This window comes from Parafannyhessea umbonata (genome assembly GCF_900105025.1).
GTDB classification, from domain to species: Bacteria; Actinomycetota; Coriobacteriia; order Coriobacteriales; family Atopobiaceae; genus Parafannyhessea; species Parafannyhessea umbonata.
In genome coordinates this window covers 164,014-185,816 of record NZ_LT629759.1, presented here as the reverse complement: position 1 = coordinate 185,816, position 21,803 = coordinate 164,014, and the positions used below count along the sequence as shown (strand labels likewise).

25 protein-coding genes are annotated in these 21,803 nt (G+C 64.7%); 2 read left to right on the top strand and 23 right to left on the bottom strand.

Going from position 1 to position 21,803, the window contains the following annotated elements; all coding sequences use genetic code 11:
- Window positions 1-3: 3 nt before the first annotated feature.
- The 22 genes from BLT96_RS00910 to BLT96_RS00805 form a co-directional block, all read right to left on the bottom strand.
- On the bottom strand, window positions 4-861 hold the full coding sequence (locus BLT96_RS00910; protein ID WP_090861215.1) for a MerR family transcriptional regulator: 858 nt from the start codon (window positions 859-861) through the stop codon (window positions 4-6).
- The gene (locus BLT96_RS00905; protein ID WP_090861214.1) at window positions 858-1,595 is read right to left on the bottom strand and encodes a DUF4125 family protein; all 738 of its coding nucleotides are present in this window, start codon (window positions 1,593-1,595) and stop codon (window positions 858-860) included. The genes BLT96_RS00910 and BLT96_RS00905 overlap by 4 nt, the downstream gene beginning before the upstream one ends.
- On the bottom strand, window positions 1,585-2,526 hold the full coding sequence (locus BLT96_RS00900) for a DUF4037 domain-containing protein (protein WP_090847892.1): 942 nt from the start codon (window positions 2,524-2,526) through the stop codon (window positions 1,585-1,587). Before BLT96_RS00900 ends, BLT96_RS00905 begins: the two co-directional genes overlap by 11 nt.
- A 60-nt stretch (window positions 2,527-2,586) precedes the next feature.
- A complete protein-coding gene (locus BLT96_RS00895; protein ID WP_090861213.1) occupies window positions 2,587-3,366 on the bottom strand; it encodes a tetratricopeptide repeat protein in 780 nt (259 codons plus the stop codon).
- 4 nt (window positions 3,367-3,370) lie between these two features.
- On the bottom strand, window positions 3,371-3,649 hold the full coding sequence (locus tag BLT96_RS00890) for a BMC domain-containing protein (protein ID WP_090847896.1): 279 nt from the start codon (window positions 3,647-3,649) through the stop codon (window positions 3,371-3,373).
- Window positions 3,650-3,703: 54 nt separating this feature from the next.
- Window positions 3,704-5,359 carry an acetaldehyde dehydrogenase (acetylating) gene (locus BLT96_RS00885; RefSeq protein WP_090861212.1) on the bottom strand — a complete coding sequence of 552 codons (1,656 nt, stop codon included), beginning with the start codon at window positions 5,357-5,359 and terminating at the stop codon, window positions 3,704-3,706.
- A gap of 45 nt (window positions 5,360-5,404) precedes the next feature.
- The gene (locus BLT96_RS00880) at window positions 5,405-5,689 is read right to left on the bottom strand and encodes a BMC domain-containing protein (RefSeq protein ID WP_090864067.1); all 285 of its coding nucleotides are present in this window, start codon (window positions 5,687-5,689) and stop codon (window positions 5,405-5,407) included.
- A 385-nt stretch (window positions 5,690-6,074) separates the two neighbouring features.
- A complete protein-coding gene (locus tag BLT96_RS00875; RefSeq protein ID WP_090861211.1) occupies window positions 6,075-6,362 on the bottom strand; it encodes a BMC domain-containing protein in 288 nt (95 codons plus the stop codon).
- 66 nt (window positions 6,363-6,428) lie between these two features.
- Window positions 6,429-6,716, bottom strand: coding sequence for a BMC domain-containing protein (locus tag BLT96_RS00870; RefSeq protein ID WP_090861210.1), 288 nt, complete (start codon window positions 6,714-6,716; stop codon window positions 6,429-6,431).
- 42 nt (window positions 6,717-6,758) lie between these two features.
- The gene (locus BLT96_RS00865; RefSeq protein ID WP_090861209.1) at window positions 6,759-7,682 is read right to left on the bottom strand and encodes a phosphate propanoyltransferase; all 924 of its coding nucleotides are present in this window, start codon (window positions 7,680-7,682) and stop codon (window positions 6,759-6,761) included.
- Window positions 7,683-7,697: 15 nt separating this feature from the next.
- Window positions 7,698-7,967 (bottom strand): EutN/CcmL family microcompartment protein, encoded by a 270-nt coding sequence (locus tag BLT96_RS00860; protein WP_090861208.1) that lies wholly within the window; start codon window positions 7,965-7,967, stop codon window positions 7,698-7,700.
- Window positions 7,954-8,259: a BMC domain protein gene (locus tag BLT96_RS00855; RefSeq protein WP_090847175.1), complete on the bottom strand. Its 306-nt coding sequence runs from the start codon at window positions 8,257-8,259 to the stop codon at window positions 7,954-7,956. The genes BLT96_RS00860 and BLT96_RS00855 overlap by 14 nt, the downstream gene beginning before the upstream one ends.
- Entirely contained in the window at window positions 8,252-9,100 is an 849-nt protein-coding gene (gene eutJ / locus BLT96_RS00850) for an ethanolamine utilization protein EutJ (protein ID WP_090861207.1), read from the bottom strand. Before eutJ ends, BLT96_RS00855 begins: the two co-directional genes overlap by 8 nt.
- Window positions 9,101-9,103: 3 nt before the next feature.
- Complete coding sequence (locus tag BLT96_RS00845; RefSeq protein WP_090861206.1) at window positions 9,104-9,727, bottom strand: hypothetical protein; 624 nt, start codon at window positions 9,725-9,727, stop codon at window positions 9,104-9,106.
- Window positions 9,728-9,781: 54 nt separating this feature from the next.
- Window positions 9,782-10,726 carry a choline TMA-lyase-activating enzyme gene (cutD, locus tag BLT96_RS00840; RefSeq protein ID WP_090864065.1) on the bottom strand — a complete coding sequence of 315 codons (945 nt, stop codon included), beginning with the start codon at window positions 10,724-10,726 and terminating at the stop codon, window positions 9,782-9,784.
- Between the two features lie 72 nt (window positions 10,727-10,798).
- Window positions 10,799-13,342 carry a choline trimethylamine-lyase gene (cutC, locus tag BLT96_RS00835; RefSeq protein ID WP_090861205.1) on the bottom strand — a complete coding sequence of 848 codons (2,544 nt, stop codon included), beginning with the start codon at window positions 13,340-13,342 and terminating at the stop codon, window positions 10,799-10,801.
- A 2-nt stretch (window positions 13,343-13,344) separates the two neighbouring features.
- Window positions 13,345-14,880 (bottom strand): aldehyde dehydrogenase family protein, encoded by a 1,536-nt coding sequence (locus BLT96_RS00830; protein WP_090861204.1) that lies wholly within the window; start codon window positions 14,878-14,880, stop codon window positions 13,345-13,347.
- 11 nt (window positions 14,881-14,891) lie between these two features.
- A complete protein-coding gene (locus tag BLT96_RS00825; RefSeq protein WP_090847162.1) occupies window positions 14,892-15,203 on the bottom strand; it encodes a BMC domain-containing protein in 312 nt (103 codons plus the stop codon).
- An 11-nt stretch (window positions 15,204-15,214) separates the two neighbouring features.
- Window positions 15,215-15,514, bottom strand: coding sequence for a BMC domain-containing protein (locus BLT96_RS00820; protein ID WP_090847160.1), 300 nt, complete (start codon window positions 15,512-15,514; stop codon window positions 15,215-15,217).
- A gap of 13 nt (window positions 15,515-15,527) precedes the next feature.
- Window positions 15,528-15,791: a hypothetical protein gene (locus tag BLT96_RS00815; RefSeq protein ID WP_090847158.1), complete on the bottom strand. Its 264-nt coding sequence runs from the start codon at window positions 15,789-15,791 to the stop codon at window positions 15,528-15,530.
- On the bottom strand, window positions 15,791-16,873 hold the full coding sequence (locus BLT96_RS00810) for a hypothetical protein (protein ID WP_090861203.1): 1,083 nt from the start codon (window positions 16,871-16,873) through the stop codon (window positions 15,791-15,793). The genes BLT96_RS00815 and BLT96_RS00810 overlap by 1 nt, the downstream gene beginning before the upstream one ends.
- A gap of 625 nt (window positions 16,874-17,498) precedes the next feature.
- On the bottom strand, window positions 17,499-18,434 hold the full coding sequence (locus BLT96_RS00805) for an undecaprenyl-diphosphate phosphatase (RefSeq protein WP_090861202.1): 936 nt from the start codon (window positions 18,432-18,434) through the stop codon (window positions 17,499-17,501).
- Window positions 18,435-18,718: 284 nt separating this feature from the next.
- Between BLT96_RS00805 and BLT96_RS00800 the strand changes: the two genes are divergently transcribed.
- Window positions 18,719-19,171, top strand: a complete 453-nt coding sequence (locus tag BLT96_RS00800; protein WP_090847151.1) for a universal stress protein — start codon at window positions 18,719-18,721, stop codon at window positions 19,169-19,171.
- Between the two features lie 259 nt (window positions 19,172-19,430).
- Window positions 19,431-20,549 (top strand): coiled-coil domain-containing protein, encoded by a 1,119-nt coding sequence (locus BLT96_RS00795; protein ID WP_245719288.1) that lies wholly within the window; start codon window positions 19,431-19,433, stop codon window positions 20,547-20,549.
- Between the two features lie 77 nt (window positions 20,550-20,626).
- On the opposite strand, the gene BLT96_RS00790 is transcribed toward BLT96_RS00795, so the two are convergent.
- A complete protein-coding gene (locus BLT96_RS00790; protein WP_245719287.1) occupies window positions 20,627-21,628 on the bottom strand; it encodes a DMT family transporter in 1,002 nt (333 codons plus the stop codon).
- Between the last annotated feature and the right edge of the window lie 175 nt (window positions 21,629-21,803).

Below are 21,803 nucleotides of genomic sequence, written 5' to 3'. Positions count from 1 at the left end.
TTTTTACTCCGTTTCCGTTAACAGGAGGACCTCCGCGACAAAGAGGTCCGAGTTGTACGTGGTCCAGTAATCCGAGACGAAGCGCTCTATCGCCGGACCCGCGACCTTGTAACCGTTGTCGTTCGCGAATTCAGTCAGGCGGCTGTACGCCTCTCCCAACTCCTCGAACGCACCCACGTGGTACGTGGAGAGGTACATGCCCTCGGGGCAAACGAACGCGTCATTGGGATTGATGGGCCTGATGGGCTTCTGCAGCAGCCACACGTCGCACTCCGAGCCGTCCGCCGCCGCGGCGACGGCATCTTCCACCGAGGGGAAGCGCAAGATGACGGGTCCGGCAATCGCGTTGTCGATGTCCTGTACGTACGATGCGAACTCCAGGCTCACGATAGACTCCGCGAAGCTGCCCGAGAACCTGGTCTGGAGGCCCAGGAGCTCCTGACGCGGCAGGTACTTCACGTTCACGTTCTTGGGCCTCACGCGCAGCACCATGTTCGCCTCCTCCACGAGCTCGCTCCACTCCACGATGGCCTCGCGCTTCTCGGCCAGGAGCCGCGCCTGCTCGTCACACTCCGCAAGGTGCTTGGACAGGAACTTGCGCGCCTGCCCAAGGCTGGAGTGCTGCATCATGGAGGCAATCTCCTCCAGGGAGAGTCCCATCATCTTGAGGTAGTTGATGACGGGGATCTTCAGCATGGTCTGCAGGCTGTAATAGCGGTAGCCGTTGTCTCCCACCAGGTCGGGCTGCATGAGTCCCAGCTCGTCGTAGTGACGCAGCGTGCGCTGCGATATGCCCCCGATCTTGCTGACCTCGCCTATCTGGTACAGTCCGCACCTGCGTGCGCGCTCGCTTGCGTTCATGCACCAACCTCCGTTGCCTCAAGAAGCCTCGCGGCCAGAACGTAACTCGACTCAATCGGGTTCGCCCCGGTCCCCGGACGCGCAAGCTCGTCACGAAGGTAGAAGATCGTCGAAAGCGAGTAGCCCTCGAGCTCCGCCAGAAAGTAGTCCAGCGCCGAGACCGTGCCGGCCGACGACACGTCCGGACGCGCATGGCGGTGTGCCTGGGGAAGCTCGCGCGCCGCCTGCGCAAGCACAGGCGCCAGCAGCTTGCGCAGCTGGCGGAGGGCGCCCCTCTTCACGGGTGATGTCAAGGGCAAGGCGTTCGCCCACGTCCTGTTGAACTCAGAGGAATCGGTCGCGGCCATCATGCGCGCGTACTTCTCCTCCACCAGGTTCCTGCCGCTGAGCTCCGCCTGCTCGAGCTCCGCGAGCACCCGCGGTATGAGCCCGTGGGGAAACGCGAGGTACTGTGCGCAGCGATACGCCGAGAAGCGCCTGAGGTCATCCTGGCAGCCCGCTCGGCCATGTAAGCCAAGGACGGCGTCGAACTGCTCCCACTCCAAGGCGACGACACGCTCGAGCTCCTCGAGCAGGTCTCCCCTTACGCCGCGCTCCGCCGCGATGCCCTGCACGGCCGAAAGAGAGAAGAACCTCTTCACGTCGCCGCGGCGCTCGAGCCTGCGGCCGTACGACGGTCTCCTCGCGTCACCGGTTCCGGCGCACGCGGCGCACCCGCACCTGCTACATGCCATGGGAAAACGCCCCCTCGTTCAACGGACGGCTGCGGAGATACTCGTTCGGAATCCCCCTCCACATGGACGTGGCCGCGTCCAGAAGGAAGTCCGACTCCGAAGCAGCCCAGCCTAGCGCAAGAGCGGCACGCAGAACGACCGAGCACAGTAGTTCCACGTCTTCACAAGAAACCTTTGCGACGGGGGCCTCCGCGATCCTGCGCACCACGTCGCAGACGGGCGCCGGCACGTGCGCGCTCTCGCGAAGCGACCTGAACGACCACTTGTAGAACGGCATGTACGTGCGCGAAAGCAGGTGCAGCGCTGCCATGGTGGCGCACAGGAACTCCCCGCGCGCCACGTCCGCCGCGACGAGGTCGCGCCGCACGAGGCAGCGACCCAGGTTGTACTGGCCAGACTGCGCCATGACCGCCATGTCCGCAGCCAGCTTCTTGCGCACGACGAGCTCGGGGTAGAAGCCCTGGTACGCCTCGCGCACACGTGTGAACTGGCCGCTTGGGTCCCGAAAGACCTCGCCGCCGCACACGATGGCAAGCAGCTGCTCGGGAATTCGCAGCCACTCGGCCACGCCCTGCGGGACGCGCCCGAGCCCCGTGTACGTGCGGTAGAACGACTCCGTGCAGAACACGCCCACGCGCTGGCCCGCGAGCTCGCTCTCCTTGCGCCTCTCGCCCAGAAACTCGCCCGGCAACGTCGCGTACCTGCGCGCGAGCTCGCTGCCGTATGTATCCCACAGGTCGGCTGGGACCCACACGCAGAACCCGGGACCGAAGTCGTGGTCGCGCGAGATGTCGTCGTCGAAGCCCAGGCACTCCGAGCCCGGCCCGACGAGACCAAAGGCGAGGCGCGACTCGACGGAGTACGGAAGCCCGGACACGAGCACGGGGCCGAACGTCCCGAAGTACCTCTTGGCCAGCTCCATGCCCCTCATGTCGCACCTCGCCTTCGTGTCGCCTACGTCTCGTTATGCCATCGCGCCGATGCCACGCCCCTACCTCAGGGCGTGCATCTCCCCCGCCCGCCGCTCGAGCGCGTCCGCATTCGGCGCGTCGCCCAGCTTGTCGCGCAGGACCTCCGCGGCCTTGAGGTAGTGCGCCTCTGCCGCTGCATAGTCTCCGCGCAGATACGCGATGCGCGCCGCCGTCGCGAGGGCATGGGGGCGATGGACGTCACGGCCGCCGCCCAGCGTCTCGTACGTGACAAGGGCCGCAGCGATGACCTCCGCCGCCTCCCAGATCCTCCCCTCGTCGGTCAGCACCTGCGCGAGATTGATTGCGTTCGTCGCGCGTCTGCCCTCGGAGCCTGGCACCGCATCCAACAGCCGACCTGCGCGCCGCAGGTCGGCCCTGGCGTCCGAGAACCGCCCGAGGGCCCGGTAGGCGCTACTCCGGTTGTTGCAAATCGCGCTCAGCTCCAGCGCGTCATCATCACCGAGCATCCGCTCCGCGCGGTCGAACGCCTCGATCGCGGAGACGTTCCTCCCCTGCGCAACATACACGTCACCCAGGTTCACGACCGCCCGCGCCACGTCTCGGTCGTCCGCACCCGTTATCTCGAGCATGCGCAGCACCTCGTCGTACAGCTCCTCCGACTCGCGAAGATCCCCGCGCAGCCTCAGTACGCTGCCCAGCTCGTTCGCGACGGACGCGACACCGCGCATATCCCCGGCGAGCCGGGCGCGCCGCAGGGCCTCCCTCAGGAAGCCCTCGACGTCAGCCCCCGGCTCGCCGTACAGGCGGTCGAGCTCGCTGTAGAACGCCCCGAGCTCCAACGCGCTACGCCGTCTGGTGGGGAACGATCTTCTCGACGTCCGTATGCGGGCGCGGGATCACGTGGACGGAGCGAAGCTCGCCCACGCGCTCGGCCGCGGCAGCCCCGGCGTCTGTCGCGGCCTTCACGGCTGCCACGTCACCGCGCACGAAGGTGGTGACGATGCCGCCACCCACGTTGACCTTGCCCACCAGAGTAACCTCGGCGGCCTTCACCATGGCATCGCTGGCCTCGACTGCGCCCACGCAGCCGACGGTCTCGACCATTCCCAATGCCTCGTTCATGACTAAGCTCCTTGACTAGTTAAGAGAAGTGCGGACACATGCCGTACCGCGGTACTACTCGCCGCGGAAAGCGGCCACCAGCTCGTTGACCATCTTCTTGAGCTCGGCCGCGTCGATGGTGTCGCCCTTGCGCTCCTGCGACTCCGGCTCCGCGTGACCACCGCAGCTGTTGCAGCCGACGGAGTAGCTGATGCCGCTTACGCCGTGACCCACGGGCATGTCGATTCCCAGGTCGCTCTTGGCGCTCTCGCCGCAGGACGTCGCGGCGCAGCCGCAGGTCGCGTGCGACGTGCAGCCGTACTCGGCCGCGAGCTCAGGGTGCCACTTCGCGAACGTCTCGTCGGCGGCGGCGACCATGTCCGGCTCGATGATGCCGTTGGCGACGCGCTTCACGTTGATGAGGTGCTGCGGACCAACGTTCTCGGAAACGGAGCTTCCGCCCCAGGTGCCGCAGCCAAGGGTCAGCGCGACGTCCAGACCCGTGGAGAGGCCGGTGCCACCCTGGGTTCCGCCGGTGTTGATGAGGATGCGCGAGGCGGGCTTGACGGAGAACTTGCGGACGATCTCCTTGTCCTCCGTGTGGATGTTCATCGTGTGGCCGATGCCGTTCTGGAGCAGCGCGATGGACAGGTCGCACGCCTCATGCCAGTCGGCGACGGTGTAGAAGCCCAGGACGGTCGTGAGCTTCTCGTAAGAGAGCGGCCACTCGGGACCGACGCCATGCTGCTCGCCGATGAGCACCTTCGTGTCTGCGGGGACGCAGATGCCGGCAGCCTTTGCGATGTCGAGGGCGGCGTGGCCCACGAAGTTTGGACTCATGGAGTGGCCGTTGCGGAACAGGATCTTGCAGACCTTCTTGCACTCCTCCTCCGACATGAAGTAGCCGCCCTGGCTCTTGAACTCCGCGACGACCTCGTCGTGGTTGCAGGTCTCGCAGATGACGCTCTGCTCGGAGGCGCAGATGGTGCCGTTGTCGAACGTCTTGGACGCCATGATCTGGCGAACCGCGTCATGCACGTTCGCGGTGCGCTCGATGTACGAGGGCGAGTTGCCGGCGCCGACGCCCAGCGCGGGCTTGCCGGAGCTGTAGGCTGCCTTCACCATGCCGGGACCACCGGTCGCGATGATCATCTTGACCTCGGGCGCGTGCATGAGCTCGTTCGTCGCGGCAATCGTCGCCAGGCTCACGCCCTGAATGACGTTCTCGGGGGCTCCCGCGGCAACGGCGGCGTCATTCATGAGCTTGATGGCAAGGTTCGTGCACTTGGCGGCCTTCGGGTGCGGGGAGAAGACGATGGCGTTGCGAGACTTAAGCGCGATCATCGACTTGTAGAGCACCGTCGAGGTGGGGTTGGTGGAGGGGACGATGCCCATCACAAGACCGACCGGCTCCGCTATCGTGATGACCTGCTTCTTCTCGTCCACATCGATGACGCCGATGGTCTTCGCGTCCTTGATCTGCTCGTAAAGCAGGCCGGAGGCCATATGGTTCTTGTAGATCTTGTCGTGGACGTTGCCGAAGGTCGTCTCCTCGACGGCCATCTCGGCAAGCTGCTTCGCGTTCTTCTCGGCAACCTCGACCATGGCGCGAAGGATGCGGTCGATCTGCTCGACGCTGTAGTTTGCAATCTGGTTCGCGGCAACCTGGCCCTTGCGCGCAAGGTCGCGGGCGGCCTGGATGCTCTGAAGATCGTAATCGAATTCCTGCATGATGCCTCTTTCCGACTAGCTGACGAATGGGTGCGCTGCGCCTCGCTACTCGGCGTGCGGCAGGATGGACTCCACCATTCCGTCCGGGCGCGGGATCACGTGGACGCTCAGCAGCTCGCCCACGCGCTGCGCCGCGGCGGCGCCCGCGTCGGTCGCGGCCTTCACGGCGCCCACGTCGCCGCGGACGAAGACGGTCACGAGGCCGCCTCCGACGAGCTCCTTGCCCACGAGCTTCACGTTCGCGGCCTTCACCATCGCATCCGCCGCCTCGACGGAGCCGATCAGGCCCTTGGTCTCGATCATGCCGAGTGCCTCAGTGGTGTTCGACATCGCAGTTACCTCCTTGTTCATGGCAGGCGCGGCCTTCGCGGGCTCGGCCTTTCCCTTTTGTGCGCCAAGGTGCTTCCCCTCGGGCGCCGTCTCTGTCTTCTTGGTGGCCTCCGCGGAACTCCCCGCGGCATCCTTCGGGGCCTCGGAGCGTGCTGCCTCCGCCTTTCGCGACGCGGCGGGACGAGAAGAGCTCGGCTTCTTGGCATCGGCCTTCACGTGGCTCGCAACGCCCTTCTCGCCTCCGGCCGTGGCCGGGGCCTTCGCGGCCCCGGTCGATGCGGAAGCCTTGGCGCCCTCGACAGCCTTGCCCCGGCTACGAGGGGTGCCGGGGATCGGCGTCGTGGCGCCCTCCCCCTCCTGCCCCGACTTCTTCGCCGCCATGCGGTTACTCCGCGGCGTGCGGCAGGATGGACTCCACCATTCCGTCCGGGCGCGGGATCACGTGGACGCTCAGCAGCTCGCCCACGCGCTGCGCCGCGGCGGCGCCCGCGTCGGTCGCGGCCTTCACGGCGCCCACGTCGCCGCGGACGAAGACGGTCACGAGGCCGCCTCCGACGAGCTCCTTGCCCACGAGCTTCACGTTCGCGGCCTTCACCATCGCGTCCGCCGCCTCGACGGAGCCGATCAGGCCCTTGGTCTCGATCATGCCGAGTGCCTCTGTCATGCTTGCCATGCTTGTTCCTCCCTGGGATGCGCGGGTCTTTTGCCCCGCCTCTTCGTGTCTAGTCGGGTACGCTCGCTACTCCGCGGCGTGCGGCAGGATGGACTCCACCATTCCGTCCGGGCGCGGGATCACGTGGACGCTCAGCAGCTCGCCCACGCGCTGCGCCGCGGCGGCGCCCGCGTCGGTCGCGGCCTTCACGGCGCCCACGTCGCCGCGGACGAAGACGGTCACGAGGCCGCCGCCGACGCGCTCCTTGCCGATGAGACGGACGTTTGCCGCCTTGACCATCGCGTCCGCCGCCTCGACGGATCCGATCATGCCCTTGGTCTCGATCATGCCGAGTGCCTCAGTGGTGCTTGCCATGCTTGTTCCTCCCTGGGTCGACTTGCCTGCTATCTGAGCTTGCTACCTAACTACCTGGACCTTTGAGCCCGTCTTGAGGTGAAACGCGTTTGCCTCTTCCGTGTCTATGTGACAGTCAAGGTTTCCGGTCTCGGTGACGCGCACGATCACGTTGTCGAGCATGCCGCCACGCTCTCCGCAGATTTTGAGCGACACAACCTGACCGTCGTGGAAGCCGCGCTCCGCTGCCTGCGACGGACTCATGTGGATGTGGCGGGCTGCCACCATCACGCCCTCGGGGAGGACGACCGTCCCCTTCGGGCCGATGACGGTAATGCCAGGAGTTCCCTCGAGGTGTCCCGAGAGGCGGATCTCCTGCGCAACGCCCAACTTGAACGTGTCGCCCGCGAGCACCTCCACCTGGGTCTGAGAGCGAACGGGGCCAAGCACGCGCACCTTCTGGATGACGCCCTTCGGGCCCGCGAGGGTGACGCACTCCTTTGCCGCGAACTGACCGGGCTGGCTGAGGTCCTTCACCTTTGTCAGCTCGTAACCCTTGCCAAACAGCGTCTCAAGGTCGTGCTGGGACAGGTGGATGTGACGGCCAGACACCCCCACCGGAACGATGTTCGGGTCGATGGCCGACTCTTTCTTCCCCAAGAGCGACTCGATGTCGTCCTTGGTCCAGATGCCCTTCTCGAAGGCGGCGGCTATAAGATGCTCGAGCTCGGCCGCGGTAAGGGCGGGCTCGGTGCCCTTGCCCTCGCTGGTGAGGTCAACCTTGTGGCACTCAACCGCAGCGTGTTTAGCCGCGGGCTTCTCGCATGCCGCATGCCCCTCGGGCTTCGGGCCGCACGTGATGCTCACGCCGTTCTCCCGCGCAACGTCTTTCGCCTGGGCGGTCACGATGGTGTTCTCGTCCACGTAGATGTCCTCGTGCCGTGCCGCCGCCGCGATGACGTCCTTCGCGCTTACAAGTCTCTTCATGTCGTCCTCCTTTCCTTACAGATTCACGTCTTCGTCTATGATTCCTACGATCACCGCGTCTACCGGTGCGTTCTTCTGGAACTCGTCCTTCACGAAGTGATATGCGGAAGATCCCGTGGTCACGATCACCCGGTCTCCCACCCCCGCGCTGATGGTATCGACGCAGATGAGCTGCTTTCCTGCCTCGTCGCCCGTGATGACCTCGACGCGCATGAGCTTCATCCCGTTCAGCTCGTCGTACTTGCGGGTGGCCCAGATCGAGCCGATGAGCCTACCGACAATCATGGGACGCGTCCTTTCCGTCCTGGATCTTCCGGAGGCACTCCATCACCTCTGCCGTCTCCCCAGCTATGGCGAGCATCACCATGTTCTGGGGACAGGACCCTCTCACGTCGGTCACGACAACGCCCGCGGTCTTCTCGGCGATGTCGCTCGCGACCACCATCTCGATCAGCTTGCCCTGGACGAGCCCGACCGCCGCCGGCCTGAAGTCCTCGCCCCAGCGGGCGCCGCTTCGCTGCCTGATGATCTGCATGGTCCCAGGCGCCGGGGCCTTGATGACCTTCACGTCAAGCATCGTCGCGCGCCCTCGCCTTCTGGACGCATCCGAGCGCGATGCCCATCGGCGTTACGAACATGGGATGGCTCGGCTTGTGGACCTCGATGCCCAGACGCTTCTGCACCCTGCCCTCGATGCCTGTAAGCTCGGCCGTTCCGCCGACCAGGATGACCTCCGGCACCTCGTAGTCGCGACACGCGCGCTCGATGATCGTGGTCACCTTGTCAATCGTCGGCGACACAATGGGAAGGACCTCCCTGTGGTGCTCGGGGTTGCGCTTGTAGACCTCCGCGTCGTCGAACGACATTCCCTTCGCGCCGGCAAGCACGAGCGAGAAGTGCGTCCCTCCGGTCGACTCGTCGATGCACTCCACTACCTTGCCGTCCTTGAAGACGGAGATGCCGGTCGTGCCGCCACCGATGTCGACGACCGCGCCGTCGGTGGTGCCGATGAGGAGGTTCGCGGCAGTGGGCTCGTCAAATACCGCGATGCACTCCATGCCCGTGCTCTCGGCCACGTTCTTCACCACGCCGCCGTCAAGCGCCTCGGTCTCGGGTGGGATGGCGACCGCGCACTCCTCGAGCTCTACGCCAAGCTCACCCTCGATCTGATCCTTCAGCCGCCTCGCGATGTCGCAGGCGCCCACGTAGTCGACGACCATGCCGTCCTTCACGACACTTGCGAACTGGTACTTGCAGTCGACGGGGTTTCCGTCCTCGTCCAGGACGACGAGGACGATGAAGGCCGTGCCCAGGTCGAGGCCGCAGTAGAGCCGCTGCCCCTCCCTCACCTTCCTGGGATGGTCCACGCAGTCCAAGAGATCCTCGAGCCTGCCGTTCGCCTTCTTAAGGTCGACCATCCTCTACACCTCCTCTTCCGCATTGGAAATTGCCTCTTCGAGCAGTTCGCACACCGTCGTCGCCTCACTGACCCACGCCGAGACGACCCTCGCCTCGTCGGGTCCCAGACTCTCCTTCGCCCTCGCCCAGGAGCGGGCGTACCGACCTATCTGGGCATGAACGCTTGCCATCTCGAAGAAGACCGGATGTATGCCCGCATCGAAGGTCGGGACGGGCGTCGGGCCCGGCGGACCTCCGGCCGGGTCGGCATGACCGTCGGCCGTGACGAGGTCGGAAGCGCTCCGCGCCTCCTGCCACAGACGGCCGACCCTCTCCGTACGGCGCGCGACGGTGTTGTCCACGCCGAGCGCCCTACGGGCGAGCAGCCTCAGGCGGGCGCCGAGGAGGTTCGCGTCGAAGACCAGCGCACCCAGATCCACCGTCGGCTCGCGATGCGGGCCGCCGTGAATGCCACGCGCCTCACCGTGGGGTTTCGGTCCCCGTTCGTCGCCCTCGAACTCGATCCTGAAGTCAATCAGGAACTGCCTTGCGCTTGGCGTGAGGCGCGCGTCCTCGGGAAGCTTGTACTTTTCGAACGGGCACGTCCCGTATGCCTCGCGCAGCTCGTCCTCGGTGACGTAGTGCATTTCATCCTCCTCTCAGTCTCTCGTGTTCCGCAGATGCTGGTGCCACATCGGCATCTAGTGCCTGACCAGGCTCACCTTGAAGTCGGCGCCCTTGATCCAGCCCTCGATCCTGTTGAGGTCGTCGTCGCTGAGCGACGGGTCGTCCTTGATCTCGTAGTCACGACCGAGCGACGCGTACTTGCCGACGCCGAGCTTGTGGTAGGGAAGCAGGTCGACGCCGTCGAAGTTCTTCTGGTAGCGATACGGCTTGAAGTACGCGATGACCGCGTCGATCTCTTCCTTGGAGTCGTTCACGCCCTTGAGCAGGGGCATGCGGACGCGGACGTTGTATCCGTTCTCCAGGAGCTCCTTGACGTTGCACAGGATCTGCTCGTTGTTCACGCCCGTCCAAAACTTGTGCTTCACGGGGTCCATCTGCTTGATGTCGAACAGGAACAGATCGACGTACTGCGCGACCCTCATGATGGTCGGCGTCGGTGCGTAACCGCAGGTCTCGATGGCCGTGTGGTAGCCATGGGCCTTCGCCGCCATCAGGATGGAAAGGGTTGCCTCCGGCTGTGCCAGCACTTCTCCCCCGGAGAGCGTGATGCCGCCCCCGGACATGCGGTAGAAGTCGGCGTCCTCGTCCAGGAAGTCCATGATGTCGTCGATGGAGCGGTCCTCCCCCATGACCTCAAGCGCATGGTACATGCAGGCCTTCTCGCACCTGCGGCAGCCGATGCACTGGACGTCGCGGTCGACGACGTGCTCCCCGTCCGCCATCTTGTGGACGCCGACGGGGCAGACCGCGACGCATGCCCCGCAGTCGACGCAGTTCGCACGCTTGAACATGACCTCGTGCCCGCGATGCTGGCTCTCGGGGTTCGAGCACCATTTGCAGCGGAGGGGGCAGCCCTTGAGGAAGGCCATGGAGCGCACGCCGGGGCCGTCGTACATGTTGTACTTCTGAAGGTTGAAGATGCGCGCCTTGCGCTCAACACCACTCTGCTCGCGGCTCATTGCAGCCTCTCCCTTCTTTTCGCGTACCACGGCGTGGCACTCCTCTGGTCTTCCGATTACGGTTCTTGTTGCCTAGAACTTGTTGAGCATGGTGCGGCTGATGATTTCGTCCTGGACGTCCTTGCACAGCTCGTTGAAGAACGCCGAGTAGCCTGCGACGCGGACCACGAGGTCGCGGTGGTTCTCCGGATGCTTCTGGGCGTCGATGAGCGTCTTGTTGTCGAGGTAGTTGAACTGCATCTCGCCGTTGCCGAACATCGAGGCGGTGCGCAGCAGGGTGATGAGGCCGTTCTCGCCCTCGGGCGTGTCGAGCAAGCCGCTCATGAGCTTGAAGTTGTGGACCATGCCGATGTTCATCGAGTCGTTCGAGAGCTTCGAGACGGACTTGATGATGGCGGTGGGACCGCGGAAGTCCGCACCCTGCGTGGGGCTGATGCCATCGGACAGCGGGGTCCAAGCCTTGCGGCCGTTCGCGGTGGCGCCGGTCATCTCGCCGAACGGGGTGTTGTTGGAGATGGAGAGCGTTCCGGTGGACATGTGGGAGTACAGCGTCTTGAAGTCCAGGTGGATGTGCTCGGTGTAGTCGATGATGTCCGCTGCGATGTCATCCGCGTAGTCGTCGTCGTTTCCGTACTTCGGGGCGTCGAGGCAGTCCTTGCGCAGCTGGTCGTAGCCCTCGAAGTCGGCCTTCATGGCATCGAACATCTGCGTGAGCGTGTACTTGTGCTCGTCGAAGACCAGCTTCTTGATGGCGGCCATGGAGTCCGCGTAGGTGGCGAGGCCGGTCCAGACGACGCCGGGGCCGTAGTTGTACATGGCGCCACCGGCGGAGACGTCCTTGCCGTGCTCCATGCAACCCTCGTACATGATGGACATGAGGGGCTTCGGGGCGACGTCACGCGCGACGCGCTGCGAGATGACCGTCGCGACGTCCGTCCACTTGGTGACGTAGTAGATGGTCTTCTTGACGGCGGCGTCGAACTCCTCGTAGGTGTGGTACTGCTCCGGGTCGCCCAGGTCGGGGGTTACCTGCTTGCCGTACCACAGGGGGATGCCGTGGTTGAGGGTGAGCTCTATGCAGATGGGCCACTGCGTGTAGGACGTGGAGGTCCACTGGTACAGTCGGCCGGACTTCTGGGGCTCGACGCAGCCCATCATGCAGTAGTCGCGCGCGTCCTCGACGCTGACGCCCTTGGCAAGCATCATCTTGATGTGGGTGTCGTCAAAGTGACACGCGGGGAAGCCCATGCCGGAGCGGACGATGTCCACGATCTTGCGCATGTACTTCTCGGGCGACTTGTTGTTGATGCGGCACGCGATGGACGGCTGGTACACCTTGACGTGACGGACGGCGTCCATCAGAAGGTAGGTCAAATCGTTCGTCGCGTCGTGGCCCTGACGCGTGACGCCGCCGAGGGTCATGTTCACGAAGGGCTGGTAGCCGGCAAAGAACTCGGACTGGCCGCGGGAGGTGACCCACATCATCTCGGACATCTTGATGAGCATGCAGCCCGCGATGTCGAACGCCTGGTACGGCGTGATGCGGCCGGCCTCGATGTCTGCCTTGTAGAACGGATACATGTACTGGTCGACGCGGCCGAGAGACATGCCGGTCTGGTTCTCCTCCACCGGGAGCAGGCTCTCGATGACGAAGACGGACTGGACGGCCTCCCAGAACGTGCTGGGCTTGTGGGCGGGGACGTGCGAGAGGATCGTGGAGATCTGCTCGAGCTCGTGCTTGCGCTTCGCGTCGTGGCACTCGGCGGCGAGCTTCGCCGCGTAGTCGCTCATGCGCTTCGCATAGATCATGACGCCCTCGGTGGTGTCGATCACGCTCTTGTAGAAGTAGATCTTGTCGAGGTCGTCGGGGTTGGCATAGTCAAGCTGCGCGAGGTGCTGCTTCGCCTCGGCCTGGATGTCGAGCATGCCCTTGTTCATGAGGATGACGTCGTAGCCGGGGTTGGAGTCACCGCCGCCGGACATGGCATGGTAGGAGCAGTCGGAGACGAAAGACTCGCCGGAGAGCTCCCAGACGCCTGCCTCGCGGTACTGGTCCTCGCAGATCTCATCCTGGGACTTGCCCTCCCAGAACGGGAACAGCACGTCGCGGCAGTACTGCTTGTCCTCCTCCGAGATGTAGAACGGGTCCTGCGGACGGTCACCGATGGTGTCGAGCTCGTCGCGAAGCCAACGCCATGCGAGGTCCGGCGAGAACGCACCGGCGCGAGGTGCGCCGCAGGGTGCTCCGACGACAAGCTCGTCGTCCTGGATGACCAGCGGGGCGGTCTCGCAGCAGCGACGGAACGCCTTGGCACGAAGCTCGATCTTCGGCATGCCGGGATTGGCCTTCGTGAGCTCGGTGACCGCACGAGCACGGAACATGGTGATCGTCGGCACCTGCTTGAGGAAGTTCTCCTTCAGGCGGACCTGGCGGTCGGTGGGACCGTCGGGCACGTCGTAGGGCTCATCGTCGCTCACGTGCTCGTGGGCGGAGGCGACGGGCGCGTCGAGCTGGTCGGCCACCTTCTCGAACATCTTGCGGACGGTAGCGCGCTGCTCGTCGGACATGTCCTTCGTTGCCTCGGACAGCTCCTTCGCAAACTCCTTGATGTCCATTCTCACTCCTCTTCGGAATCGTTACGAATTGCCTGTACTACGCCGGAGAACCAGTCCCCCGGCTCCTTGCCTGTATCCCTCGGCCCCGCAGGACGGCTCTTCTCCCCGCCCCCGGAGTCCGGAATCCGAACCCTCACAGCGACCGGCGTGTGGTCGCACGAGCTCGCCTTGTCAAGCAGCGCCCGCGCGTCGGGACCTTCCCCGACTCCCACCTGCCTTCTGCGCACGAAATCCCCGTAGGTGACCCCGAGCTCCGAGGTGGTGGCGCAGTCCCATCCGGTGACCGTGAGCGTCTTCGGCAGGTCGCTGTGACAGCCGATGCAACCAAGTCCGGTGCTGACGTTCACGAGGACCCTGCCAACGGGCTTCTTGAGGATGAATTGGCGGATTACCTCGGGATCCTTTGAGAAGATCGAGAGCGCGTTGCCGTGACCGCTGTTGAGGATCAGCTCTATGCACTTCTCGCACGCCGTACGCCAGCTCTCTTCCACGTAGTACGAGAGGACGGGGCCGAACTTTGCCTTCGAGAAGAAGCTGTACTCGCTGACGTAGGGCTTTTCGACGACGAGCACCCTCGTGCTCTCGGGCACCGTTATGTCGGCGCGACGGGCGAGGTCGAAGGCGCTCTTCGCGATGAGCTCGCGATACGGGCTGCCGTCCTGCATGAAGAGCGTCCCCACAAGGCGGTCCGCCTCCTCGTCCGTGAGGAAGTAGCACCCGCGCCGGCGAAGCTCCTCCTGGAAGCGCTCGTCCACGGCACGCTCCACGACAACGCTCTGCTCCGCGCCCGGAAGCATCCCGTAGCAGAACGACTTGCCGAGGACCACCTCGTCCGCGCACGCGGAGAGGTCCGCGGTCGACTCCACGAAGACCGGGTTGTTGCCCAGCGTCGCGTGGTACACGTCCCTGCCAGCAGCGTCGAAGTCGTGGGCGTTCGATTCCTCGCGGGAGTCGATGACCACGCGGACGCACGGCTGCGAACAGACCCACTCCTCGCCCTCGGGGCAGAAGATCGAAAGGAAGCCGAGCGCCTCCGTGGGATAGTGGCAGAACTCCGCGACCTGGAGCACGTCGCCCATGACCTTCTCGCACGTCGCATGGATGCGGGCGCTAGCCGAGAAGACGATCGGGCTCTTGGAGTGCACCGCCATGAAGAGCTGGCTGAGCATCGTGGGAACCGCAAGCCAATCCGGAAGCAGCGACACGACCACGCCCTTGGGAAGGCATACCTCCGCGGAGCCTCTGCGCGAGCGGATGATCTTCTGCACCGGAGTCTGTGCTCGCACGTCGTCCAACAGGTCTCCGAGGACCCACTTCGTGAGCTCGGACTCGTCCTCGGGCGAGCAGTAGTCGCTCTCCGCAAAGGACGCCTCAGCGTACTCGCGCGCCTTGGGCAGGATTCGTTCGCGCAGGTGTGTCAGGAAGTCGTCGACCAGCGATGCCGGCAGCCCCTCGAGGACCTCCGCGGATTCGGCCGCGTGCTCCAGGAGAATGCGCGCCTCCTGAATCGAGAGAAGGTCGTTATCGATGAGAGACATTCGACACCTCCCTAGTAGGGCAGGAGCTTCTCGACGGTGTACTTGTCAGTGATCTTCTTGAGATCGGGGTGAGGCCTTGCGATGACGACGGAGCTGTAGACCTCCGCGCCGAGCGCCTCGACAGCCTTCACGCCGGCCTCGACCGCGGCCTTGCACGCCGCGACGTCGCCCTGGACGAGGATGGAGATATATCCGGAGGCGGTGTTCTCGTAGCCTATGAGCTCGACGTCTCCCGCCTTGCACATGGCGTCCCCGGCCTCGAGGACCCATACCAGGCCAAAGGTCTCGATTGCGCCGAGCGCGTTCATGCCCTCACTTGCCATGGTCCAGCCTCCTAGTTGTAGTCGACGTCGTGGACGGAGACGACGTCGCCGATGGGCGGGACGGGCCTCTTCATCACATTTGCGGCGGTGAGCTTGCCAATGCTGGAGGCAGCCTCCTTGCCGGCCTTGACCGCGGCCTCGCATGCCGCGACGTCGCCCTTCACGATGATGGTGACGAGCGTGGAGCCGACGTTCTCGTAGCTGACGAGCTCGGTGTCGCCGGCCTTAAGCATCGCGTCGGCCGCGTAGATCGCGGGGACCATGCCGATGGTCTCGATGAGGCCGATGGCCTCCTCTCCCCTGTAGCGCATGACAAGCCCCCTTTTACTTGATGTAGGAATTGATGGTGTCGCGCTGCTCGGCATCCGCGCCGTAGAACACGCGGAGCTCGCCGTTATCGTCGAGATCGACGCGGGTCTCGCTGATGAGCCCGTTCTTCTCGGCAGTCATGAGAGCCTCCTGCATCCTGTCGCGCTTGAACGCCGTGAACGTGGAGTAGTCACCCTTGAGGTCCCTCATCACGTCGTCGACGCTTGCCTCGTCGACCGTCGTGAAGTACTTGAGCATTGCGTAGTTGAGCGGGCGCATTATGCCTCCTCCTTCTTTCCAAAGAGCTCCTTGGGGTCAACCGCGATGACGACGATGCCGAGAATCATGACGATGGCGGCTATCCAGGCGATTGGCGGAAGCGCATAGCCGGGGATACCCATGATCAGACCGACGACGACCCAGGTGACAAGCGGCGCGACGAAGGTGTACGTGCCGTTGCAGGCCATGCCGAGGGCGGTGCCGCACATGGAGTTGCCGCGATACCAGCTGGCGAACGACTTGTAGGCGGAGAAGCCGGCGACAACGAAGCAGAGGATGGTGGGGAGGTCGGTGATTGCCGCACCCACGTAGCCGAAGGACTGGCCGAGCGAGACGCCGCCGACGAGGGACAGGACCGGCAGGACGACGACGAGCTCGACCAGGCCGGAGACGCACTGGCGGATGGTGATGCCGATCTGGGTGTCGATCATGCAGGAGGCGTAGCCGGCGATGCATCCCTCCGCACCCCAGCCGAGCGCCGCGACGAACGCGAGGGCGAGGCCGAGAACCATGTTGGAGGAGGAGTCGCCCGTGAGGCTCGCAGTACCGATCATGAGGCCCGCAAGGACGCAGATGCCGATGCCGGCAAGCTTGCGGGGACCAAGCTCCTGCTTGTACAGGATGCGGGAGAGGATGGAGCCGATTGCGGGGTTGAGCGCCGCGATGGGAACGACGATGGTGCCCGCCTGGGAGAGGGCAATGATGTAGGCGACCGTGGCGATGGGGCCGCCGACGAGCGCGGAGAGCATCAGGATGATGCCGGGCTTCGTGTTGATGGTGCGCCCGAAGTCACCGAGCTTGCCCTGCTTCGCGGTGATGGCGAGGGCCCAGATGGCGCTGCAGGAGTCGTTGATTGCACTCGCGACGGTGGGGATGATGAAGACCGCGAGGAAGGCGGTCGGGTTGAGTGCGCTGGTCCAGCTGGCCCAGAGCTGCGAGTTCTGGCCAGCGGTTACGAACGCGGTGTAGAAGCCGTACATAAGACTCGAGAAAAGGGCAACCATGATGCCCTTCTTGAAGAAGCTGGAGTCAAGCTCCCTCTTCTTCTGCGTAGCCACGCTGACAGCGGATGCCTCTTGCATGCCTTCACCCTCCAGACCACATAGGAATTACCAATGGACGCGTTGGTCAAAGATGCTGCAAGGCTTCCGTTGCGTGAATGCAAAGGGTTTTGGTGGCCATGGCCGCCGAAACTGGCAAACGGTATGAAACGGGCCGCCAAGCGGATGCCACTTATCGGCAAGCGCTTTTTGGACCCTATCTAACTTTTTCAGGAAACGTTTTTACATATATGGAGCGTGGGTTTATTGAATACCTAGCCTCTCTGGAAGTGGTAGTTGCGCCTGCATCAGACAGCTTGGGTTCTAAAGGTCACAAATATCAATCCCATTGCATCCTTGCGAATCGATCAGCATCGCGCGAGGTACGCAATGAGAGACGCGACCCCTGGCCACGGATGAGCGAAACGTTAGGTATGCCGAACGCAAAAAGGGCACGTTTTTCTCACCCATGCGCGAAACATTGACGCAACGTTCGAGGTTACTGTCTTATGGTCTATTTATGCAGCCAGTATCAGGGCGGAACCATGCGCGGACGCCGGGAAATTGCGATGTCTCCGACATCAATTGCGCACGAAAAAAGCCCGCGACGGCAAGAGAATTGCCGTTCGCGGGCCTGGGGAGCATGGCACTGCTCGAGACGACGAGCCTAGCGGGCGATGAGGAAGTACGCGACGACGGCGACACCGAGGACGATGCGGTACCAGCCGAAGGGCTTGAAGTCGTGCTTCTTGATGAAGCCCATGAGGAACCTGATGACCAGTATGGAGACGACGAACGCGACGAGGCAGCCGACGCCGAGGATGGCGAGCTCTGCGGACGTGAACGCGTTGCCCTTGAGGAAGAACTTCACGAGGCGCAGCCCCGAGGCGCCCACCATGACGGGGATCGCGAGGTAGAATGTGAACTCTGCCGCGACGGTGCGCGAGCAGCCGAGCAACAGGCCGCCGATGATGGTGGAGCCGGAACGCGAGGTGCCCGGCACCATGGAGAGCACCTGGAAGATGCCTATGCCGATGGCCGTTCCCCAACCGAGCTCGCCCATGCTCTGGACGCGGGCGTCGACGTCTGCCAGCGCGGCCTTGCTGGGTGCGACGGGCTGGGAGTTGGGCTTGAAGTGCTGCGGGCGGGCCTTGAACGACCTCTCGATCGCGATGCGCTCCGCCTTGTGCTCACGGGAGGTCTCGATGACGATGAACGCGATGCCGTAGGCGACGAGCGCGGCCGCGATGACGAACGGGCTGCCGAGGTGATCTTCCATCCAATCGTCCAGCGGGATGCCGACGAGGGCCGCAGGCAGGCACGCGACGATGATCTGCCCCCACAGCCTCCAGGTGCCCTTGCGCTCCTGCGTGGACTTCGCCCTGGAGAACGGGTTCAGCGCACCGAAGAACATGACGCACACGGCGAGGATGGCGCCGAGCTGGATGACGACGAGGAACATGTCCCAGAAGTCCTTGGTGACGTCCAGCGTCACGAACTGGCTGAGCAGGAGCATGTGTCCCGTGCTCGAGACGGGCAGCCACTCCGTGATGCCCTCGACGAGCCCGTACAGGGCCGCCTTCAGAAGTTCGACGATGTTCAAGCGCAATCTCCCCTCGCGTACGGCGGGCCCGTCCCGGCGACGTGCCCGCGCCCTTCTCGGCCGCGTGGACGCGCCCCTCCCCGGGGCGGCGCGGACGAAGCGGACTCTATCATGACGTTTTGTGCAGGTGCGCGACGCAACGCCACAAGAGAATCATGCGCCGCTCGGCGGGCGCGTGCGAACGATCGCGGCGCGCATGGGTAGACTCGACTCATGCGGGGGCCGCGCGCCGGCGAGCCCGGGCACCCGCGGGCTGACAGGTCTTAGAGCACGGGAGGTGCCTCATGGTTACCAAGTATCAGGATCTGGGCTACAACAGGATTCTTGTGGCGCTGGACGGGACGGAGCAGCAGGACGAGGTCCTGCACCGCGCGATCGTGGTCGCGGCGAACAACAACTCCGAGCTCTACATTGGGCACGTGATCGACTCCACGGCGCTGGAGACCGCCGGGACCTACCCCGTGGACCTTGTGGCGAGCCTCGAGAAGGACTTCCGCGACTCCATCGAGGACCAGGTGGAGGCCGCACGCAAGATCGAGAGCATCAAGAAGGTCGAGGTGATCGTGAAGGCCGGTCGCATTCGCGAGACGCTGAAGGACGACATGATCGACGTGATCGAGCCGGACCTCATCATCTGCGGGGCGCGCGGGCTCTCTTCCATCAAGTACGCGCTGCTGGGGTCGATCAGCACGTTTTTGACCAGGAACGCCAAGTGCGACACGCTGGTGCTTAAGTAGCGGCCGTCCACGGCATGCCGTCGCGGCTGGCGGCCGTGACCTTGACGACGGATGCGACTCGTCCCGCCTGGGGTGCGCCCCGGGCGGGACGCTTTTCTCCCCCACGGACGCGCGGGCGGAGCGCGGCGCGTGGCGCAGAGGGCACCCGTTGCGGCGCGTTTGCCGAGCGCGGTTATGAAGGGAGCATGTAAATCGCGTTGCCTAGGTAAAATAGAGCAGTTATGACGCGACGCGACGACTGACGAAAGTTGGGGGATTCATGACACGAAGGCCGATGCGACTGGCGGCGACCGTCCTGGTTGCCGGGCTGCTGTTTGGCGTCGGGGCGAACGCGCTTCCCACGACCGCGCAGGCGGACGAGGCCTCTGACCTGCAAGCGAAGGTAGAGCAGACCAGCAAGGACTACAACGCCGCGACGAAGCACCTCGAGGACGTTCAGGCGGACATCGACGCGAACCAGCAGAAGCTGGACGACCTGAACGCGAAGATGCCGGAGCTGAAGCGCGAGGCCGCGAGCTCCATTAACTCGTCCTACAAGCTCTCGCAGTCGAGCAACGGCCTCATAGACATGCTGCTGTCCGCAGAGAACTTCAACGACCTGATAAGCGCCATGAACTACCTGGACATCATCGCGGGCAAGAACTACCAGGCAATCGACCGCCTGGTAGAGGCGCGCGAGCAGGCGCAGGAGGCTCAGGACAAGCTCACCGCACAGAAGACCGAGGCCAAGGCCGCACAGGCGAAGGCCGAGGACGCCATGAACGACGCCATCGCGGCGCGCAAGGAGGCGCAGCAGAGGGCCGCAAAGGAGCTTGCGGCGCAGCAGGCAGAGGCGCAGAAGGCCGTGGAGGACGCGGAAAAGGCCGAGAAGGACGGCCAGACCACGTTCAAGACCGAGTCCGGGAACACGGCGACCATCGCCACCCCAGAGGCCCCGCAGAAGAGCAACGACAACGCGCAGAAGCAGGACAACGCGACGCCGAGCACCCCGAACACGGGCGCCGTGACGTGGTCCGCGCGCGACGAGTTCGTGAAGAAGTGGTCCGGCCGCATCGACGCGTACCTCGCGGGCTCGCCCATGGCCGGGCACGGCAAGACGTTTGCCGAGGCAGCGTATGACAACGGCGTGGACCCGCGCTTCTCGCCCGCCATCGCGAACGTGGAGTCGAGCAAGGGCCTGTACTGCTTCAAGCCGCACAACGCGTGGGGCTGGGGCAGCTCCGGCTGGGGCGACTGGGACTCCGCCATCCGCGACCACGTGGCGGGGCTCGCCTCTGGCTACGGCTACACCGTGAGCGTCTCCGTCGCGAAGAAGTACTGCCCGCCCAACTGGCAGTTCTGGTACTCCGCAGTGTTGAGCAACATGAACAGCATCTAACGCGACGCATGCGCTACGCATGAGCAGGGTCGGGATCCCAGTGGAACCCGACCCCTTTTTGCGCGCGCAACGCGCAGCTATGCCGTGAGGAACACCATCACGATGATCATGGCGAAGCCCAGAAGGTCCATGGGCGAGAAGTGCGCCCCCAGAAACGCGACGGACGTGACCGTGGCCATGACCGGCTCCATGGTCCCGAGCATCGCACCGCGCACGGAGCCGACCTCCTTCACGCCCTGCAGGTAGAGCGCGTACGCGCCGAACGTGCCGAACACGACGGACGCCGCAAGGAGCAGCACGCCAAACGCATCCAGCACGGGCATGTGGTTCCACGGCTGGTACACGACGCTGAGCACGAGTCCGGACATGAGGAACGCCAGCCCGTTCACGGCGAAGTTGCCCCAGCGCGCGATCATCTTGATGGGCTGGATCGCAAGGATCGCCGCGGCGAGCGCGCAGCCAAGGCCCCACGCCAGGCCCTGGGGCGGCAACGCAAGCGCGGCGGGGTTTCCGCCCGTGGCCACCAGGTAGGTGCCCGCGATGGCAAGCACCAGGCCCGCGACCTCCCTGCGGCGCGGCCCGCGCCGGTTCACGACGCACACGTACGCCATCACGATCACGGTGCACAGGCTCTGCAGGATCGTTGCGGTGGCGGAGTTGGTCCAGTCGATCGCCTCGAGGTACGCCACCTGCGAGAACAGGATGGACCCGATGGCGATGCCCGCGATGGACAGCAGCGACCGGCCGTCATGCAGCACGCCCCTGAGGCGGTTGGGCGACGTGGCGTAGCCCATGCCCAGAAACAGCCAGCACGCCGTGAGCTCCCTCACGCACGCAAACCACAGTGGGTCCACCCCGTAGCGACCCATGAGCACCTTCGACAGCGTGCCGTTGACGCCCCAGAGCGTGGCGCCCAGAAGCGCCAGGGCGATGCCGCGGCCAAGGCCGGAGCCCTTCTCGCCCGCGTGCGCCCGCGCGGAGGCCGCCCTGCCAAGCGCCCTGCGCGCGACCGCGCGGACGCCACCCTGCCGTATGTCCTTATCCACCTGCTCGGAGGGGATCATGCCATGCCGTGCCACAACTCTCCTGCCACTAAACCAACGCCATCCGGACGTGCCACGACAGCGCCACGGCGGTACCGCGACGGTGCCGCGCACACGCCGCGCACGCGTCGCGCGCGGCTTTCAGCACGATAGCACCAACGCAGGCTTCAGGCGAGCTGAAGAGGGGTAGAGTTACCTCGTTAGATATTTG

Coding starts and splice junctions, on each gene's coding strand:
- BLT96_RS00810 (WP_090861203.1), bottom strand. CDS start 16,873: ATGCAAGAGGCATCCGCTGTCAGCGTGGCTACGCAGAAGAAGAGGGAG.
- BLT96_RS00860 (WP_090861208.1), bottom strand. CDS start 7,967: ATGATTGTCGGTAGGCTCATCGGCTCGATCTGGGCCACCCGCAAGTAC.
- BLT96_RS00875 (WP_090861211.1), bottom strand. CDS start 6,362: ATGGCAAGCATGACAGAGGCACTCGGCATGATCGAGACCAAGGGCCTG.
- eutJ (WP_090861207.1), bottom strand. CDS start 9,100: ATGGTCGACCTTAAGAAGGCGAACGGCAGGCTCGAGGATCTCTTGGAC.
- BLT96_RS00820 (WP_090847160.1), bottom strand. CDS start 15,514: ATGCGCTACAGGGGAGAGGAGGCCATCGGCCTCATCGAGACCATCGGC.
- BLT96_RS00825 (WP_090847162.1), bottom strand. CDS start 15,203: ATGGCAAGTGAGGGCATGAACGCGCTCGGCGCAATCGAGACCTTTGGC.
- BLT96_RS00870 (WP_090861210.1), bottom strand. CDS start 6,716: ATGGCAAGCACCACTGAGGCACTCGGCATGATCGAGACCAAGGGCATG.
- BLT96_RS00830 (WP_090861204.1), bottom strand. CDS start 14,880: ATGTCTCTCATCGATAACGACCTTCTCTCGATTCAGGAGGCGCGCATT.
- BLT96_RS00845 (WP_090861206.1), bottom strand. CDS start 9,727: ATGCACTACGTCACCGAGGACGAGCTGCGCGAGGCATACGGGACGTGC.
- BLT96_RS00795 (WP_245719288.1), top strand. CDS start 19,431: ATGACACGAAGGCCGATGCGACTGGCGGCGACCGTCCTGGTTGCCGGG.
- BLT96_RS00900 (WP_090847892.1), bottom strand. CDS start 2,526: ATGAGGGGCATGGAGCTGGCCAAGAGGTACTTCGGGACGTTCGGCCCC.
- BLT96_RS00880 (WP_090864067.1), bottom strand. CDS start 5,689: ATGTCGAACACCACTGAGGCACTCGGCATGATCGAGACCAAGGGCCTG.
- BLT96_RS00865 (WP_090861209.1), bottom strand. CDS start 7,682: ATGAAGAGACTTGTAAGCGCGAAGGACGTCATCGCGGCGGCGGCACGG.
- BLT96_RS00885 (WP_090861212.1), bottom strand. CDS start 5,359: ATGCAGGAATTCGATTACGATCTTCAGAGCATCCAGGCCGCCCGCGAC.
- BLT96_RS00855 (WP_090847175.1), bottom strand. CDS start 8,259: ATGCTTGACGTGAAGGTCATCAAGGCCCCGGCGCCTGGGACCATGCAG.
- cutD (WP_090864065.1), bottom strand. CDS start 10,726: ATGAGCCGCGAGCAGAGTGGTGTTGAGCGCAAGGCGCGCATCTTCAAC.
- cutC (WP_090861205.1), bottom strand. CDS start 13,342: ATGGACATCAAGGAGTTTGCGAAGGAGCTGTCCGAGGCAACGAAGGAC.
- BLT96_RS00890 (WP_090847896.1), bottom strand. CDS start 3,649: ATGAACGAGGCATTGGGAATGGTCGAGACCGTCGGCTGCGTGGGCGCA.
- BLT96_RS00905 (WP_090861214.1), bottom strand. CDS start 1,595: ATGGCATGTAGCAGGTGCGGGTGCGCCGCGTGCGCCGGAACCGGTGAC.
- BLT96_RS00815 (WP_090847158.1), bottom strand. CDS start 15,791: ATGCGCCCGCTCAACTACGCAATGCTCAAGTACTTCACGACGGTCGAC.
- BLT96_RS00800 (WP_090847151.1), top strand. CDS start 18,719: ATGGTTACCAAGTATCAGGATCTGGGCTACAACAGGATTCTTGTGGCG.
- BLT96_RS00910 (WP_090861215.1), bottom strand. CDS start 861: ATGAACGCAAGCGAGCGCGCACGCAGGTGCGGACTGTACCAGATAGGC.